Raw genomic sequence first — 16,070 nt, forward strand, 5'->3', positions numbered from 1 at the left:
CCCTTCCGAACGTCTCACGCATGGTCCTCGCCCCAGGTGCGGAGGCGTCGTACGGGCTCGACAATCAGCTCGCAGATGCCGGGGAGGACGACCGGGATGCCGACGTTGCGGGCGCCTTCGCGGACACCAGCAGGTTGGCCTTCAGGAGGTTGCGGACGAGAACCGTCGCCCCTCTCTCGCCCACCTTGTTCTGCAGGTCCGTCATGGTGAACGACTCTCCGGTGAGGTAGGGCTCGAGGAACTCGGCGGCCTGCGCCGGGATCCGGGCGCGCTCCCGGTTCCCGATGTGGGTGCACACCACGTGCCCGTCCCTGTCGAGGAAGTCGATGTCTTCGACGGGTATGCGGAGAGCCCCCGCCACATCGGGACCGCTGACGTCGATGGTCTGCCGGCGGGACACTTCGTCGGCGAACGCCCGGTACAACCGGACGGCTTCGGCGAGTTCCTCCCGAGTCATCGCCGGATCGACGCTGTGGAAGTGGTTCAGGGCGTACTGCGCCTGGGCGCTCACCTCGGTGGGGGCGGTGCTGACCAGACCGAAACGTTCGGGGTTGCGCCCCACGTTCGAGGAGCGGGTGGCCTCGAAGGGGAAGACGGTGAGGGTTTCGATGCAGTCCGCCAGGCCCTTGATGTCATCAAGGGTGTCGATGGCTTCTTGGAAGGTCGTCGACGGAAGGTTCGGTATGAGGTTGATCCTCAGCCTCATACCGACGTCACGGGCGTCCTGCAAGAAGCGCAGGTTTTCCTCCCTGTCGGCCGACTTGTTGACCAGTTTGAGCACTCGTGTGCTTGTGGTCTCCATGCCGATGATCAGGAACTCGCACCCGGACTCCACCATCAGCCCGAGAACTTCCTTGTCGAAACGCCGATCGACCATTGCGAAGGAGTTCCAGCTGATGTTCAGCCCACGGTCGATGATCGCCTGGCTCATCCGCCGGGCGAAGGCCGGCGGGATGGATTCCGTGATGAACTTGAACCGCTGTACGCCAAACTTCTCAACCAATTCCTGGATCTCGTCCACGAAATTGTTCGGCTGTCGTCCGCGGAACGCGGGGCTGCCGTCGTACAGCTCGATGAAGTCGCAGTAGTCGCACTTCCCCCAATAGCAGCCACGGGCTTGGGTGATGGCCAGAGCCGGATCCGCCAGCCGGTCGAGCGCATCCGCGGGGTATGCGGGAACCGGCAGCTTGTTGATGTTCGGTCCCGGTGCCGGAGCCGCGTGGACCACTTCGTCTCCTTCCTTGTACGAGACGCCGGGAATCCCGGCCGGCGAGAAGCTGCCGGCAACAGCGCGCCGGGCCAGGGTCAGCAGCGGGTGCTCACCGTCGAAACGCACCACACAGTCGACCGCGGGGTGGTGCCGGAGCAGGGTCGCCAGATCATCCGGTTCCATCAAGCTGAGCGTCGGCCCGCCCAGCACGATCGGGGTTTCGGGGTGGCTCTTCTTCAGCAGGGCAGCCAGCATGAGGGAAGGCTCCAGCTGTGGCCCCATGGGCACGGATATACCGATCAGCGAGGTTCCCGTGGAGATCCGCTCAGCGATGCCCGATTCCCTGTAGAACTGATCGAAGGCGTCCAGCGGATGCCGGTCTCTGCTCACTGCGCGCAGCACTTCAGGGCCCGGATCCAGGCTGAACGGGCGAGCGATCAGCTCCATCACATAGGCGGACTTGCTGTCGGCGCCGTAGCGATCCGTGCCGAAGCAGTGACGTCCCTGCGCATCGATCAGGCGATCGCGGTTCTTCGCGGCCCACCGCGCCGCAGCAGCGACGAGGGAGTCTTCCGGGACCCCGTCCACATGTCCCGTGCCGAGCTGGCCCAGAAGTTCGTCCTTCAGCAGGAAGAGGGCGAACTCCTCATTGAGGTCCTCCTGGGAGCAGCCGATGCCGTTCTCCTCGAGGAAGGCGGAAAGCACCGCCGTGGACGGGAAGAAGCTACCGAAATTGGATTCGATGAGCGGAGGGAATATCAGCGTCACCGGACGGCTCTCGCCGTTTTTCGCGTCGACGTCCACCGCGATCTCGGAATCAGACACGAGCACTATCTCCTAGGTCCTTGTAGGGAAAGCGGTGAGACGGCCAGGTAAGCGGCCGGTCTTTTCGCCATAGAGCAATCCTGAAACCGTGGAGATGTCTCGTTGGGCCGCCGGTGGCGCCGCCCTGGTCTCGTTGACCTTCAGATCCCGGGCCAACTCGGCCGCGGACGTGCCGCTCTCCCCACGGAAATCGGATCTCCTCAGGTCACGACTCCACCAGAGGAGGGTTTTCTTCGGCGTCGGCCGTGTCGTCGTCCGCACCACGCAATGTCCAGATGAACAGTCCTGCGGCCAACACCAGGCACACGGTTCCGGCGACGATGGGTGTGCGGTTGCCGGACCAGTGGGCGAGAACGCCGGCGAGGACGGTTCCCAGTGGCACCGCGCTCACGGCCAAGGTGTTGTAGGCGGACATCACGCGACCCCGTATTTCTGCCGGGGCGTGCTCCATCAGGAGGGTCATCCCCGGGACATTCCACAATCCGGCGGTGAACCCGTCCAGAAGCACCCAGGGAAGAGCCGCCCAGTAAGAAGGGGCAGTGGCCAAGCCGATGAAGCCGACGATCTGGATGAGGACCGCCCAGCGGCAGATCACGGCCGGCCGGACGGTTGATATCAGCTTTCCCGCGGTGAAGTTGCCGCAGAGCATTGCGGCAGCCGTCAGACCGGACAGCAAACCGTAAATGGCAGCCGGCATGTGCAGCGTGTGCAGGGCGTAGAAGGGCAGGATGCCCAGGTAAAGCCCGGCCGCGAGGTTCATCATGCCCACGGTGGAAGCCAGCGCGCGAATGAGCGGAGTGGACGCGATCCAGCGCAGACCCGTCTTGAGGTCGCCCAGCAAGGAAGAGGTCTTCGGCGACGGTTCCTCCGGAGCAAGCTCGGAGTCCGTCTCGGCCTCGGTGGAAGGAAGGGCCTTGGGCAGTCCGCGGACCGCAGCGGCGGCGGTCAGGAAGCACAGTACGTTTCCCAGGAACGGCACGTACGGATGCCATGTGTACAGCGCGCTTCCCGCAGGCGCCCCCGCGAATTGCCCCAGCCCGGACTGCGCCATGTTCAGCCGCGCGTTGGCCTGACCCAGCGACTCCTTGCTCACCACGGCCGGCAGCAGGCTGTGGAAGCAGCTGTCGGAGACGGTCTGCAAGGTGGTCAGCGCGAACGCGCACACCAGCACCGCCACGACGGTGATGTGCCCCGTGAACACGGCGACGGTGAGGCCGATGGCGATCAGACAACGAGAAAGGTCGGCGGCGAAGAAGGCGCGGCGCTTGTCGTAACGGTCCACGAGCACCCCCACGGGCAGCCCGAAGAGGAGCCACGGCAGGAACGAAGCCGCCGTCACGGCAGATATGACCCGGGGGTCGTCGGACAAGGAAGCCGCCAACAGCGCGAACGCGGTGGTCCTGCTGGCGTCGGCGAAACGCGTCGACACCGCTGCCGTGAACAGGCGGTAGAAGGAGGCACCGAACCTGGGAGACGCCAGGGAGGCCTGAGGAGTGGAAGCGGCGGCCTTCATACCGCCTCCCGTACCGGTGCGCCGCCCGCTTCTCCGGCCGGCGCCAGGAGCGCCGCGTACTCGTACGGCGCCGGCACCATGTCCGTACGGGGCTGTGGGACCGTTCCCGACAGCACCATGGAGAGCGCGGCTTCGGCGTCCGCGAGCTTGGCATCCCACAGTCGTCGCGCAGGGGCTTGCAGCAAGCGGTGGGCCGCTTCTGCCGAAGCCGGAGGCAACACGGTTTCCGCGATCCGTTTCAGCAAGGAGAACGAACGCTCCCGGAAATGGACCGCGCGCGCTTCTGCCAGGAGCCGGGAACATGCCTCGGGGGAGGCACCGAAGCCGGCCAACAGCTCGGTGAGCCGCCGGACGCTGACCAACGGCACGGTGAACGGGGCGTAGGTCTCGGCGTCATAGGTGAGAGCGACCTCGTCGTCGGCCACCAAACGCCCTGCGGCGTAGTCGGCCCAGATCCGGCCGATCCCGACCATCCCCACGGGAGCGCACTCCACGGCACGCAATGCCCCCATGCTGGACGCACCGTAGATCCGGAACCCGGCCTCGGCGACTTCACGGATCTCGGTCAGGGTGACGGCCTGCGCCTGGCCGAACTCCCCGTCAATGACCAGGAGTTCGGCCCCGGGCTTGAGGTTTTGCGCCATGCCGGGGAGGTCTCCGGCGCGTACGGGAGGGTGCAGCACCCCGGCGATGAGTTCCAGGAAGGGTGAGCCAACCAGACTGGGGCCGGCAAAGACAGCGATCTTGTATGGATCCATGGGAGAGAAGCTTTAGTTCCTTGTGAGGGCTTGCCCGGCATGCGTGCGCTTCTTCATCGCGGCATGGAGTCGGGGACCGAGCCGTCCGGGCTCCTGGTTGAAGAACTCCAGCCCCGGGACGACCACCCGTACTACTGAGAACGGAATGCCGGGGAGAGTCAGGTCGGTGACGTAGATCCGGTCCAGACCCGCGTGGGACAGGTGTGTGCGGAGCACGTTCAGGTCCTCGGCGAGGCTGCCGGTACTGAGGTCCGAGTGATCGGGGAAGGGCCGGACGGGCCAGCCGTGCGCCCAGCGGTCCGCTCGTTCCCGCGCCAGTTCGTAGCCTTCTTCGCGGCGGGCCACATGCCGGGCGATGTCCTCGCGTCCCCCGGAGATGATGCTCAGCCGTGACTGCGCGGCCTCCGTGAGCGCCCGGTACAACGCCACCTCCGGCGACAGATGACAACCGGCCCCGCCATTGAAGAGCAGGGGATCATCCGCTTGCCGGTCGTCGATCGTCACGTAGAAGACCGGGATGCCGATGTCGTTGGAGAACGAGAACACCCGCACGGCGATGCCGTTGCTGTGGAATCGCTCCACCAGCTCGCTGTGCGCCGGCGGAAGGCTGTCGAGGGGTACTCGATGCCCCATCTTGAGCACTTCACCGAAGGCCGTGCAATCCCGCTCGACCAGTTCGTACAGGGCGTGCAGCGTCGCCTCGGCCAGGCTGTTCCCCGCGGCCAGGCCGTCGGATATGGAGCCGGTGAGGCGGGGTTGGGGCGACGCGTACGGCGTGAAGGCGGTCGCCGCCGGAAGCATGACCATTTCGTCGGTGGCGAGGCTGCGGTACGGCCACCACTCGATGGGGGTCTCCTCGGTCCACGACGTTTCCCTGTCCAGGATGAGCGCGCGCGGATGCAGAACTTTCCCGCTCTGCGACAGCTCGTGGAGCGAACGGACGGGGCCGCTGCGACCGTGCTGCTCGCCACAGTGGCTTTCGACGGCTTCCATGAGGGCTGATGCCAGAGCAGCCGGCCGGGTAATGCCCTTACCGCAGGTCACGGTGAGGTTTCCGCTAGCGGCCCGCGGCCGCAGCGTGTTGAACACCGGAATGCCCAGAGTGTCCAGGCCGGTGACGTCCGCGACGCGGGAGACGCCAACCAGCGCACGTGCCTCCCAAGCCAGCTCCACCGTTTCGGAGAGCGTTCGCACGCGGTGCGTTCCCGCATAGATGACTTTGTCGGTTTCCGCGCCGTTCAGAATCTCGCTGATACGGGGTGGGTGGTCTGTGGTCAGAAGCATCGTCATCACGCCTAATAGGAGGACGGATCAGGGCGCTCGTATGCTTCGGGGACCGATCTGCGCATACCGAGAATCCCGATCCGCGATGTACGAGACCGGCACACCGGCGGTAGTGTGCCGCTTTGGGTTGTCACCTGTTGCTGCCGGCTTGTACGGGCCGGCAGCAACAGGTGCACTCTGGGCACGGAACGCAACTCCATGCCCGGGGCTGGATCGCCCCTTTTTTTGAGTGGAGTTATACAACTCGCTGGAAGCACGGCCCGCACACCTCGACGACCACAGGTCGCGACATCGTGGCGACCCGCTGCACGGGCCGCGAGCGATTGAGGTGGGCAGTCACTGCTTCTCCCTGAGGCCCACCCAGGGCCGGGTCAATCCTGGTTCCGGGTGGGCCTTGAACGGAATGTCAGCGGCTGTTACAGACGACGACCGCGCGGTCCGAAGCTTCGGTCCAGTCGCGCTCGAGCTCGTCCCAGTTGACGGCGGCGATTTCCGTGCCCTCGATGTTCTCGGCCATGACGCTCTCCTTTTATTCGGTCTTCCAGAAAACCGCGCGGATTGAACCAGCGGTATCGCTGATCGCGATCCCGGCAGCTCCGCAGCGGCTGCGAGCTAGCTCGTGAATGATCTTTCCTCGCCGACGGGTCACCCGATAGTGCTATTTCGTATGAACTGCTAGCGGTGGAGGCAAATATTCCTCGTCGGATCCTCCGAACGCGGCGGCGTGAAGCGGCGGCCGTGGCGCCGCCTGCTCCTGCGGCTGGGCCGGTCAGGCCGCTCGGGCCGAACTGTCCCTGCCGGCAGGTCTCGTGGGGACGGAGAGCGCGCCGCGGGGGATGGCACGAGAGGCTCACCAACCGGCGCCCGGGCAGTCACATCAGCCCCTGCCACCGGAATGCAGCGGCCCCGCTCCGACCCAGCCGGCGACACCGGCGCACCGCCACAGGTGGTTACGCAGCCGGCACGGCGCACGCGCTGACGAACGGTTCGACCGCCCGCACAGCCCACCAGGCTGTCGGGCATCCGTTGCGGAACATGCTGTGGGCCAAGGGTCTTTCGGCGGCTGGGCGAAGACGATTGCCGACCCGCGGCTTTGCGCGGCCACCGTCGGCCGCCTGACCTTCCATGGCGCCGTCATCGAGACCGGTACCGACTCCTACCCGCCTTGCCTGCACCCGGGCGTGAGGCCGAGGAGCCGGCCAAGACCGGCTGACCTCAGAGGGTTTCCTGCCTGGATTGCCGGCCGCTCTGACAGGCGGCCGGCAATGCCCCGCATCCGCGGTGCTACCGCCAGGCGCTTCCGGTCCCGGCTGCGCTCGGCCGCCGCATTGTGGCAGTGGACCTCAAGAGTCGAGCACGGCGGCGACGGCCTCGATCTCGACCAGCTGGTCCTCATAGCCGAGGACGGTGACGCCCATCAAGGTGCTGGGGACGTCATGGTCAGCGAACGAGTCCCGGACCACCTCCCAGGCAGCCACCAGATCCTCCCGTCGGGCCGATGCGACGAGGACCCTTGTACTGATGACGTCCTGGAGTGACGCGCCGGAGGCCGCGAGAGCAGCCTGCATGTTCTCGACGGCTTTCCGCGCCTGACCCGCGTAGTCCCCGATCGCTGCCGTCGAGCCGTCATCGTTGAGGGGACACGCCCCGGCGAGGAAGATCAGGCGGGAGTCGGCGGGTGCCGTGGCTGCGTAGGCGTACTCGGCGACGTCGGACAGGGCGGCGGAGCGGATCAGAGTGATGGCACGAGCCACGGTCGTCGGTCCTTTCGCATCGAGTGGTGAGCGCGGACATCCTGCCAACGGCCGGTTGGCACCCGCATTCCCTTTTCGCCGCGCCCACGGCAACGCCGTCATTCATGGTCGACACTCGTGGACCGGGTGGTCACCAACTGACTCCGGAACCCGTCGAGAAAGGCTGTTCCCTAGGGGTAAAGGGAGTCAGGAAGGTGAGCCCGGGCGCCGCCTCGCGTGTAGGTCACCGGAGTCAGCCAGTCCGCTTGTGCCGGCGCCATTGGGGTGACTCGTCGATGATGCCGGGGTGCCAGGCAACCCCTGAGAGGTCGCCCTCTTCGGTCAGACCGATGGTGATACCTGCGTAGGAGTGCCAGCGGACCGGGTCAGTTCCCAGAGTGACCGAGACCATGCCATCAGGGTGACATGCCATACGCATCGGCAGTTGCTGCTCGAGAACATGCTCACGCGGCTCCAGGTCCGGTCCCGGATTCCAAGGTTCCAGGGAAATATGGGGCACTTCCCCGGGGCTGTCCGCCCGGATGGGTAGTCCTGCTGCCGATTCGTCAGCCGTGGACGGCACATCCAGAACCGTAACCTCTTCCAACGCGCCGTCTGGCATGTTGAATTTGAGTTCAATATGCCCGCCCTCGTGTCCCGTGATATCTCAGTACACGCCCTCTGCGGGAGTACTGTTGGGCCACCTGGGGGCTAGCGGCATGTAACCGCCGGACCGCTCTTCAGGCGCGGCTGTGAGGGAAGTCCCGGTGATTTTCATTGCCTTAGCCTATCTATCTGGCGGGCGTGAATGAGGACAGGCAGCTCATCTCCCGTGCCCTTGCGGAATTCAAGCTGCCATCCGCCCACCGTCATGCGCTTGTTGAGCTCCATGCCGTTTGCGGTGGCCTTGGCTACCGCCGCCTGGAGGCTTTCCAGCTGAAGTTTTCCGGCCATCGTGGCGTTCGGTGTCCCCGCATACCTTTTCAGGCGCTCCACCAGCGGTGGTTCATGATCCCTTTTGCGGTGTCGGGTGCAGAACGGCGGATCGGATGACCGCGAGGGCGCGGGATCGCCGGATGGCCCAGCGGCGCCTGCAGAAGCACGCAGGAGCGTCCCGTCCCCGCCCCGGACGAAGTCACCGCGAATCGAGCCGGACATGATCATATACACCCGTAGTGATCAGAGCTATTTTTCGGACATTCCCGGGCGACTGGGTAAGGTCGCGCACCGAACCCCTGGTGCATCGGCTGGGGGGCAACCGGACGCAGCCCGCCACCTGACCGGCTCCAGAGCCACGTTCGCGGGGGTCCCGGGGCTCTGCACCGCGGCGTACCTGCCGGCCCAAGGCGGAGGGCTCGCCCGACGGTTACGCCTTCCGGGCCCTGCACCCGCGCCGGCGCACCGTCACCGATCGCGGGCTCTCACCAAAGGCCCTCGGCGCCGTCGCCACCCGGCTCGGCGAGCCGGGCCGAGCTGCCCTTGAGGCACACCGGGCCCCGGGCGAGCTCGCGCACGACCTGGATCTTCGGGTCCAGATCGGCCCGCCACGCTTTCCGGATCGCCTCGACGTGCTTCATGACGAGGGCGGTCGTCAGTCGTCAGACGCTGTACGCCCGGGAGCCTGGCGAACTGCCGGTGGCCGGGGCGCGGCTACCGCGCCCCGGCGTCCTGCGGCAGCCTTCAGCGGAGATATCCCTCGATCAGTTCCGCGCCGCGGACCGCTCCGCCGCTCTCCCTGACGACCTTGCGCATCCGGTCGAGATTGGCGCGCACCGTGTCGTCGGCCACGATGCGGTCGACCGCGGCACGCAGCGACTCGGCGGTCACCGTGTCCGGGTCCAGCCGCTCGCCGAGTCCCAGTTCCTGCACCCGCCCGGCATTGGCCGCCTGCTCGGGCATCTGTGGAACGGCGATCAGTCCCACCCCGTAATACAGGGCCTCCATGGTGGAGTTCATTCCGGTGTGCGAGACGAAAGCGTCGGCATGCTGGAGCACGGCCAGCTGCGGGAAATGCGATCGGACATCGATGGTCGGCGGTATTTCTCCGAGCCGGTCCGGGTCCAGACCGCCCACGGTCATGGCCACTTGATAGTGGCCGTCACCGAAGGCGTCGATGCAGGTGCGGTAGAAATCGGGCCGGTCGTTGAAGACCGTTCCGAGCGAGATGAACAGCACGGGTGCCTCGGGGTCGGCAGGCGACCATGGCTCGGCGTGCTCCCGGTTGCCCACCGAGGGGCCGATGAACTGGAACCGTTCGTCGAAGGTGTCGCCGGCCGGCTGGAACTCCCTGGGTATGAACACAAGGTTCAGATCTTCGGTGGCGTCCAGGACGCTCGCCGGGTCGAGCACGACACCGTGATGGGCGGAGAATTCCGCACAGCTGGCGGCGAGTTGGGTCAGGATGGGGTTCTCGTCGCCGTGTCCCTTCTTGATGGCATCGAACAGCGAAAACTCTTCGTTCGAGGCGAAGTTGGGAATGCACCGTACGGCGGGAAGGCCCAGTTGCTGGGCGACGATTCGGCCCGGCCAGTTGAAGCCGTCGTAACAGATCGCGTCCGGCGGCTCGGCGGCGCAGTGGTCCCGCAGCACCGGGTACACGGCGTTACTCATGTCGGCGAAGAGGAGACGCATCCAGGCGGTGATGGCTTCGGGGCCGAACTCCCGTGGCGGGGCGGCGAGCAGGTCGGGCGACGCCTGGAGCTCCACCCAGCGCGCTCCGGCCTTGGTTACCGCATCGGCGTGCTCCGCGCTGGTGGCGTAGTCGACCCGGTGCCCCCGCCGCACGAGTTCCTCGACCAAGGGCAGTGTGGGATTGACGTGCCCATGTCCGAAAAGGGCTACGAATAACAAGTGTTTGGGCATGTCGTAGATCTTACCGAGCCGGGATTTCCACGCCTCGCCCGCCCTGCGGATTTCCGTCGGCCCGTCGCGAGTTCAACTTCCGCTGCAGGTAAGGAATATGGAAGAAAGGCGGACCGGTGCGGCAGCCTGCGTACGCCGCGGCCCACAGCCTGCGCGGAGCCGGAGATGATCAAGCGGTGGCCGATCCCGCTGCGGGCGGGCGGCGTTCACTCGTCATACAACTCACAGTCGTCGCCCTGGACGCGCGCCCCCAGCACCCCAGCGATCTCCCGCCTGGGGACCTGCCTCGAATGATGCGGGGGGCATGGGCCGAATCCTTTCGAGGGGCCCGCGCCTCTTATACCTGTACCGGAAAACGTTGGGCCAGGACCTGGAGGTTTTCGTGATCATTGGCATCGGTATCGCGGTGGGCGTGGTGCTGTTCTGCACGTGCATGTTCGTCATGAAGCGCAAGCGAGCCGAGCGTGGCTGACTCGACCTGGCCCAGCGAACGGCTGATCGTCGCCGCGCAGAGCGGTGACGTCGATTCGATCGCCGCGTTGGTGTCGGGCTCACACCCGAACGTGCAGCGCTTCGCCCACTCTCTCTGCGCCACCCCGGAGGACGCCGAGGACGCGACGCAGGAAGCCCTGATCATCCTGTACCGCAAGATCGGGATGCTGCGGGCCTCCGGCGCGCTGGCGTCGTGGATGTTCCGCATCGTCCGCAACGAGTGTCTACGGCGCGCACGGACGATGATGCGGGACCGCCTCCCGTTGCCGGACACCGCGGAGACTCCCGTGGACTCGGCCGAGGATGAGGCGCTGCGACGTCTGGACGCGCGCAGGGTGGCGGCGGCGGTCGCCGCCCTGCCGTCCGGCCAGCGCCGGGTGCTGATCATGCGGGACATTCAGGGCCACAGCGGACGGACGGTCGCCGATGCGCTCGGCCTCAGTACGGCGGCGATGAAGTCCCGTCTGCACCGAGCCCGCGCAGCGGTCCAACACACGCTCACTGCCGCACCCGGGTCAGCTCCTGGAGGAAATCATGACCGGAACGAAGGTTGACGGCCCCGACTTCGCAAGCGCCTCCCTGCCCCGGCATCTGGTGCGCGGCGCGGTGGGATTCGGCATGCTGGTCGGCTCGGTCGCACTCCTGCCGGTCACCGGCCCGGTCAGCCTGGTGCTCCTGCCCGTTGGCCTGCTCCCGTTACGCGGATGCCCGATGTGCTGGACGGTGGGGCTGCTGCAGACCATTTCCCGGGGCCGCCTGCAGCGGTCCTGCGAGGACGGCCGGTGCAAACTGATCAGGTAGCCGCTGGGGCCGCCGCCCCCGCGGGACGCGCGGCCGGCGGGCGGAGGCTCCGGCGTCGGCCGAGTCGCCCTGGCCGGCGGTCGCCGCTCGTCATCGTGCGATCATCGCGCAGGAAATGGGTTGAGTAATTCAGTTGAGTAATTCACCGGACGGAGACTCCAGTTGCGCGGGCACTCACTCTTGAGACGGTCGGCCGCCATGGCAACCATCACCTTGGCCGTCGTCGCCTCGGCCGGTACGGCACGAGCGGCAGGAACAGGAGGGAGCGGCCGGGCGCTCGCGGCGGCTCCCTCGTGCGTCAAGGTCAAGGTCGACAAGGGCATCATCTCGCAGACGGCCTACGTCAAGAACGGGTGCTCGTCGACCAAGCGGGTCAAGGTCAGGTGGTCGTTCGCCCCCGACTCCGGCTGCAACACCCTCAAGCCGGGGCAGGGCTTCAAGACCAAGCGCGGGCTCGCTGCGCAGTTCGACGGCCTTCCCTCGTGCTGAACGCGCCCTGAACCCTCTCCCGTCCCGGACGCGCGCAGATCCGGGGCGGGACCGGGGTGCCGTCGGCCCTGTCGGGGACCTCGATCCCGGGCGCGCCCTAGACCAGCCACTCCCCGTCGCGCATCAGGGTCCGGCCGGGCATCTCGGGAACGGTGCCCCACGCCTGGAGTACCTGCGGGGTGACCTGGAACCAGACGTACGAGGGGTGGTCCTTGCGGGGGTCCCAGCCATCCTTGGCGGCGAAGGCGTCGCCCACCTCGGCCGGAAGCTCCTCGCGGGTCAGCATGCGTGCGGTGCCGTGGACCAGGACCACGTCCCGGGTGTGACCGAAGCTGAGCCGGATCCGGCCCGAGGCGCACAGGTTGCGCCCGGTCGGGTTGGTGTCACGGGTGGCCAGCCACACCGCCTCGCCGTCCCACCAGAAGGCCAGCGGAACGAGGCACGGCTCGCCGGTGGCGTCGGCCGTGGCGGCCCATACGTCGTTGTCCCGCGCGAGCCGTTCAAGCGCCTCGCGCTTGCGCTGCTCGCGGCTCCGGGGTCCGCTGGGGTGAGAGTCAACTGCCGTCATGTGCGGAGGCTATGGCGTGCGGCGCTCCGTCACATCCGGCGGTGGAACTAGGTCATAAGGCGGAGGGGCGGCCTCGTACTGGGCGTACGCAAAGAGCCCGACAGCGCCAGGGAAGCGAGCCGGCGGGTTTTGGAACTCATGCCCGCGGTATCCCGCCGACGCCCCGGGGGCTGTCGGTTGGCGCCTCAGATGGCCTCGCGGATCGCCCGTTCGAAGCCTTCGACGTGATCGCGGGCGAGCTGTGCCGCCTTGTCGGGGTCACCGGCGACGATCGCTTCGATCAACGGTCCGTGCTCTTCGACGTGACCGGCCATGTCTGACATGTGCTCGACGAACAGGCACCAGATGCGGGTGGCCAGGTTGTCGTGGCGGACGAGGGTGTCCTCCAGGTACGGGTTGTGCGTGGCGGCGTAGATGGCGCGGTGGACCTGAAGGTCCAGGCGCATCAGCTCGGCGGCGTCGCGCTGACGGGAATCCACGCTCTCCAGCTCGTGCCGTACTGCCGTCAGGGCCGCGCGGTCCGCGGCCGTGGCGCGCCGCGCGGCCTGGGCGGCGGCCAAGGGCTCCAGCTCCTGGCGCACCTCGGAGATATGGGCCAGGTCGGTGATGTTGACGTCGGTGGCGAAGGTGCCGCGCCGGGGGTAGGTCGTGATCAGCCGCTCGTACTGGAGCCGCTTGAGTGCCTCGCGCACCGGCGTCCGTCCGACGCCGAGGGACTGTGCCAGCTGGTCCTCGTTGATCGGTGCGCCCGGGCGGATCTCGAGCATGACCAGCCGGTCGCGGAGGGCGCGGTAGGCGCGCTCGGCGAGGGAGAGTTCCTCGCTCCCAGGCTCGGTCGCCACGTGCCGCATGAGGCCCCCTTGACTTGATCAGCGAGCTCCCATACCTTACCGCACAAGCTGATATATCAGTTGCTCTTTAGTTGGCTCTCAGGATGGTGCGCAGATGGCAACGAACCCGTCGATCACCACGGTCACCTCCCCCCTCTCCCTCCCGCTCGGCAAACTCGACCCCGATGTCGCCGCAGCGGTCGACGCCGAGCTTCACCGCCAGCAGTCGACCCTCGAGATGATCGCCTCGGAGAACTTCGCCCCGGCCGCCGTCATGGAGGCCCAGGGCTCGGTACTGACCAACAAATACGCCGAGGGTTACCCGGGCCGCCGCTACTACGGCGGCTGCGAGCACGTCGACGTCATCGAGCGGCTGGCCATCGCCCGGGTGACGGAACTGTTCGGCGCCGAGGCCGCGAACGTGCAGCCGCACTCGGGTGCCCAGGCGAACGCGGCCGCGATGTTCGCGCTGCTCCGGCCCGGCGACACGATCCTCGGCCTCGACCTGGCGCACGGCGGTCACCTGACCCACGGCATGCGCCTCAACTACTCCGGCAAGCTGTACAACGTCGTGCCGTACCACGTGCGCGAGTCCGACCTGCGCATCGACATGGACGAGGTCGAGCGGCTCGCCCTCGCGCACCGGCCCAAGATGATCGTCGCCGGCTGGTCGGCCTATCCCCGGCGCCTGGACTTCGCCGCGTTCCGGCGGATCGCCGACAAGGTGGGCGCGTATCTGATGGTGGACATGGCGCACTTCGCCGGCCTGGTGGCGGCGGGCCTGCACCCGAACCCGGTGCCGTACGCCGATGTCGTCACGACCACCACGCACAAGACCCTCGGCGGCCCGCGCGGCGGTGTGATCCTCAGCCGCGCCGACCTCGCCAAGAAGATCAACTCCGCGGTCTTCCCGGGCCAGCAGGGCGGCCCGCTGGAGCACGTCATCGCGGCGAAAGCGGTGTCCTTCAAGGTGGCGGCGAGCGAGGCGTTCAAGGAGCGCCAGCAGCGCACCCTTGACGGCGCCCGGATCCTCGCCGGACGGCTGCTGGCCGACGATGTGGCCGAGGCCGGGATCACGGTGCTGACCGGCGGCACCGAAGTCCACCTGGTCCTCGTCGACCTGCGCAACTCCGCTCTCGACGGGCAGCAGGCCGAGGACCGGCTGCACCCCATCGGCATCACCGTCAACCGCAACGCGGTGCCGTTCGACCCGCGCCCGCCGATGATCTCCTCGGGGCTGCGGATCGGCACCCCGGCGCTGGCCACCCGGGGCTTCGGTGCCGGGGAGTTCCGCGAGGTCGCCGACATCATCGCGCTCGCCCTCAAGGAAGAACTCACCGACGGGCGTGCCGCCCTGCTGCGCGGCCGCGTCACCGCGCTCGCCGAGAAGTTCCCCCTCTACGCCGACCGGAACGGATTCGCCGGATGACCACCACACCCCTCCCGGAACACCCCGACCGGCTCTGGCGCAACCCCGAGCCGCGTGCCTCGTACGACGTCATCATCATCGGCGGTGGCGGTCACGGCCTGGCCACCGCCTACTACCTCGCCAAGCACCACGGCATCACCCATGTCGCCGTCCTGGAGAAGGGCTGGCTGGCCGGCGGCAACATGGCGCGCAACACCACGATCATCCGCTCCAACTACCTGTGGGACGAGAGCGCCGCGATCTACGAACGCGCGCTCAAGCTGTGGGAGCAGCTGCCGGAAGAACTGGACTACGACTTCCTGTTCAGCCAGCGCGGCGTGCTCAACCTCGCGCACACCCTCCAGGACGTCCGCGAAGGCGTCCGGCGAGTCAACGCCAACCGCCTCAACGGCGTCGACGCCCAGTGGCTCGAACCGGACGAGGTCGCCAAGGTCTGTCCGATCCTCAACGTCTCGGCCGACACCCGGTATCCGGTCCTCGGCGGCACCTACCAACCGCGGGCCGGCATCGCCAAGCACGACCACGTCGCCTGGGCGCTCGCCCGCCGGGCCGACGAGATGGGTGTCGACCTGATCCAGGGGTGCGAGGTCACCGGCTTCCTGAAGGACGGCGACCGGATCACCGGCGTCGAGACCAGCCGCGGCCGCATCCTCGCCGGCCGGGTCGGTCTCGCGGCCGCCGGGCACAGCAGCGTGCTGGCGCAGCGGGCGGGCTTCCGGCTGCCGGTACAGTCCCATCCCCTCCAGGCGCTGGTCTCCGAACTGCACGAGCCGGTGCACCCCACCGTGGTGATGTCCAACCACGTGCACGTCTACGTCTCCCAGGCGCACAAGGGCGAGCTGGTGATGGGCGCGGGTGTCGACGCGTACAACGGGTACGGCCAGCGCGGCTCCTTCCATGTGATCGAGCAGCAGATGGCGGCCGCCGTCGAGCTCTTCCCGGTCTTCGCCCGCGCCCACGTGCTGCGCACCTGGGGCGGCATCGTCGACGTCACGCCCGACGCGTCCCCCATCATCGGCACCACCCCGATCGAGAACCTCTACGTCAACTGCGGCTGGGGCACCGGCGGTTTCAAGGCCACCCCGGCCGCCGGACTGACCTTCGCCCACACCCTCGCCACCGGCGAACCCCATCCGCTCAACGCCCCCTTCGCCCTCGAACGCTTCACCACGGGCGCACTGGTCGACGAACACGGCGCCGCGGCCGTGGCCCACTGACCGCCCCGTCGAGAGCTCGCTCCGAGCCCGCCGAAAGCCCGCCGAGAGCCCGCCGAGAG

General features: G+C 67.5%; 16 protein-coding genes and 1 pseudogene. 6 read left to right on the forward strand and 11 right to left on the reverse strand.

Translation table 11 applies throughout. From position 1 onward, the window contains the following. Nucleotides 1–64: 64 nt before the first annotated feature. From ACIRPT_RS05820 to ACIRPT_RS05835, 4 genes are all read right to left on the reverse strand, one after another. Nucleotides 65–2,035 (reverse strand): B12-binding domain-containing radical SAM protein, encoded by a 1,971-nt coding sequence (locus ACIRPT_RS05820; RefSeq protein ID WP_403822753.1) that lies wholly within the window; start codon nucleotides 2,033–2,035, stop codon nucleotides 65–67. Nucleotides 2,036–2,240: 205 nt separating this feature from the next. Further along, nucleotides 2,241–3,548, reverse strand: coding sequence for an MFS transporter (locus ACIRPT_RS05825; protein ID WP_403822756.1), 1,308 nt, complete (start codon nucleotides 3,546–3,548; stop codon nucleotides 2,241–2,243). Beyond that, entirely contained in the window at nucleotides 3,545–4,306 is a 762-nt protein-coding gene (locus ACIRPT_RS05830) for a TfuA-like protein (protein ID WP_403822759.1), read from the reverse strand. The genes ACIRPT_RS05825 and ACIRPT_RS05830 overlap by 4 nt, the downstream gene beginning before the upstream one ends. Before the next feature lie 12 nt (nucleotides 4,307–4,318). Next, nucleotides 4,319–5,596: a YcaO-like family protein gene (locus tag ACIRPT_RS05835; protein WP_403822762.1), complete on the reverse strand. Its 1,278-nt coding sequence runs from the start codon at nucleotides 5,594–5,596 to the stop codon at nucleotides 4,319–4,321. Nucleotides 5,597–6,642: 1,046 nt separating this feature from the next. On the opposite strand from ACIRPT_RS05835, the pseudogene ACIRPT_RS05840 reads away from it, so the two are divergent. Next, a pseudogene (locus tag ACIRPT_RS05840) lies at nucleotides 6,643–6,775 on the forward strand (ATP-binding protein); the annotation flags it as partial. Nucleotides 6,776–6,933: 158 nt separating this feature from the next. On the opposite strand, the gene ACIRPT_RS05845 reads toward ACIRPT_RS05840, so the two are convergent. The 5 genes from ACIRPT_RS05845 to ACIRPT_RS05865 form a co-directional block, all read right to left on the reverse strand. Further along, entirely contained in the window at nucleotides 6,934–7,344 is a 411-nt protein-coding gene (locus ACIRPT_RS05845; RefSeq protein ID WP_403822765.1) for a RidA family protein, read from the reverse strand. Between the two features lie 232 nt (nucleotides 7,345–7,576). After that, nucleotides 7,577–7,735, reverse strand: coding sequence for a hypothetical protein (locus ACIRPT_RS05850; protein ID WP_403822768.1), 159 nt, complete (start codon nucleotides 7,733–7,735; stop codon nucleotides 7,577–7,579). Nucleotides 7,736–8,097: 362 nt separating this feature from the next. After that, nucleotides 8,098–8,493 (reverse strand): hypothetical protein, encoded by a 396-nt coding sequence (locus tag ACIRPT_RS05855; protein ID WP_403822770.1) that lies wholly within the window; start codon nucleotides 8,491–8,493, stop codon nucleotides 8,098–8,100. Between the two features lie 251 nt (nucleotides 8,494–8,744). Further along, a complete protein-coding gene (locus ACIRPT_RS05860) occupies nucleotides 8,745–8,900 on the reverse strand; it encodes a hypothetical protein (protein WP_403822772.1) in 156 nt (51 codons plus the stop codon). 103 nt (nucleotides 8,901–9,003) lie between these two features. Further along, entirely contained in the window at nucleotides 9,004–10,185 is a 1,182-nt protein-coding gene (locus ACIRPT_RS05865) for a macrolide family glycosyltransferase (RefSeq protein ID WP_403822775.1), read from the reverse strand. A gap of 464 nt (nucleotides 10,186–10,649) precedes the next feature. On the opposite strand from ACIRPT_RS05865, the gene ACIRPT_RS05870 reads away from it, so the two are divergent. The 3 genes from ACIRPT_RS05870 to ACIRPT_RS05880 all read left to right on the forward strand — a co-directional run bounded on the left by ACIRPT_RS05870 (nucleotide 10,650) and on the right by ACIRPT_RS05880 (nucleotide 11,967). Then, entirely contained in the window at nucleotides 10,650–11,231 is a 582-nt protein-coding gene (locus ACIRPT_RS05870) for an RNA polymerase sigma factor (protein ID WP_403822778.1), read from the forward strand. Further along, the gene (locus ACIRPT_RS05875; RefSeq protein WP_403822781.1) at nucleotides 11,212–11,478 is read left to right on the forward strand and encodes a hypothetical protein; all 267 of its coding nucleotides are present in this window, start codon (nucleotides 11,212–11,214) and stop codon (nucleotides 11,476–11,478) included. Before ACIRPT_RS05870 ends, ACIRPT_RS05875 begins: the two co-directional genes overlap by 20 nt. Nucleotides 11,479–11,676: 198 nt before the next feature. Then, entirely contained in the window at nucleotides 11,677–11,967 is a 291-nt protein-coding gene (locus ACIRPT_RS05880) for a hypothetical protein (protein ID WP_403822784.1), read from the forward strand. A 97-nt stretch (nucleotides 11,968–12,064) separates the two neighbouring features. Here the strand turns inward: ACIRPT_RS05880 and ACIRPT_RS05885 are convergent, their stop codons facing one another. Next, nucleotides 12,065–12,535 carry a pyridoxamine 5'-phosphate oxidase family protein gene (locus ACIRPT_RS05885; protein ID WP_403822787.1) on the reverse strand — a complete coding sequence of 157 codons (471 nt, stop codon included), beginning with the start codon at nucleotides 12,533–12,535 and terminating at the stop codon, nucleotides 12,065–12,067. Nucleotides 12,536–12,720: 185 nt separating this feature from the next. Continuing rightward, nucleotides 12,721–13,386, reverse strand: a complete 666-nt coding sequence (locus tag ACIRPT_RS05890) for a GntR family transcriptional regulator (protein WP_403822790.1) — start codon at nucleotides 13,384–13,386, stop codon at nucleotides 12,721–12,723. 94 nt (nucleotides 13,387–13,480) lie between these two features. Between ACIRPT_RS05890 and glyA the strand changes: the two genes are divergently transcribed. Beyond that, entirely contained in the window at nucleotides 13,481–14,794 is a 1,314-nt protein-coding gene (gene glyA, locus ACIRPT_RS05895) for a serine hydroxymethyltransferase (RefSeq protein WP_403822793.1), read from the forward strand. Then, complete coding sequence (locus ACIRPT_RS05900; protein WP_403822796.1) at nucleotides 14,791–16,011, forward strand: sarcosine oxidase subunit beta family protein; 1,221 nt, start codon at nucleotides 14,791–14,793, stop codon at nucleotides 16,009–16,011. The genes glyA and ACIRPT_RS05900 overlap by 4 nt, the downstream gene beginning before the upstream one ends. Nucleotides 16,012–16,070: the final 59 nt, after the last annotated feature.

It is taken from the genome of Streptomyces sp. NPDC101227, from assembly GCF_044767545.1.
Taxonomy (GTDB): domain Bacteria; phylum Actinomycetota; class Actinomycetes; order Streptomycetales; family Streptomycetaceae; genus Streptomyces.

What these genes read in the sequence shown, in the direction of transcription:
- ACIRPT_RS05850 (WP_403822768.1), bottom strand. Translation starts at nt 7,735, where the DNA reads ATGGTCTCGGTCACTCTGGGAACTGACCCGGTCCGCTGGCACTCCTAC.
- ACIRPT_RS05830 (WP_403822759.1), bottom strand. Translation starts at nt 4,306, where the DNA reads ATGGATCCATACAAGATCGCTGTCTTTGCCGGCCCCAGTCTGGTTGGC.
- ACIRPT_RS05860 (WP_403822772.1), bottom strand. Translation starts at nt 8,900, where the DNA reads ATGAAGCACGTCGAGGCGATCCGGAAAGCGTGGCGGGCCGATCTGGAC.
- ACIRPT_RS05825 (WP_403822756.1), bottom strand. Translation starts at nt 3,548, where the DNA reads ATGAAGGCCGCCGCTTCCACTCCTCAGGCCTCCCTGGCGTCTCCCAGG.
- glyA (WP_403822793.1), top strand. Translation starts at nt 13,481, where the DNA reads ATGGCAACGAACCCGTCGATCACCACGGTCACCTCCCCCCTCTCCCTC.
- ACIRPT_RS05865 (WP_403822775.1), bottom strand. Translation starts at nt 10,185, where the DNA reads ATGCCCAAACACTTGTTATTCGTAGCCCTTTTCGGACATGGGCACGTC.
- ACIRPT_RS05890 (WP_403822790.1), bottom strand. Translation starts at nt 13,386, where the DNA reads ATGCGGCACGTGGCGACCGAGCCTGGGAGCGAGGAACTCTCCCTCGCC.
- ACIRPT_RS05880 (WP_403822784.1), top strand. Translation starts at nt 11,677, where the DNA reads ATGGCAACCATCACCTTGGCCGTCGTCGCCTCGGCCGGTACGGCACGA.
- ACIRPT_RS05875 (WP_403822781.1), top strand. Translation starts at nt 11,212, where the DNA reads ATGACCGGAACGAAGGTTGACGGCCCCGACTTCGCAAGCGCCTCCCTG.
- ACIRPT_RS05900 (WP_403822796.1), top strand. Translation starts at nt 14,791, where the DNA reads ATGACCACCACACCCCTCCCGGAACACCCCGACCGGCTCTGGCGCAAC.
- ACIRPT_RS05885 (WP_403822787.1), bottom strand. Translation starts at nt 12,535, where the DNA reads ATGACGGCAGTTGACTCTCACCCCAGCGGACCCCGGAGCCGCGAGCAG.
- ACIRPT_RS05835 (WP_403822762.1), bottom strand. Translation starts at nt 5,596, where the DNA reads ATGACGATGCTTCTGACCACAGACCACCCACCCCGTATCAGCGAGATT.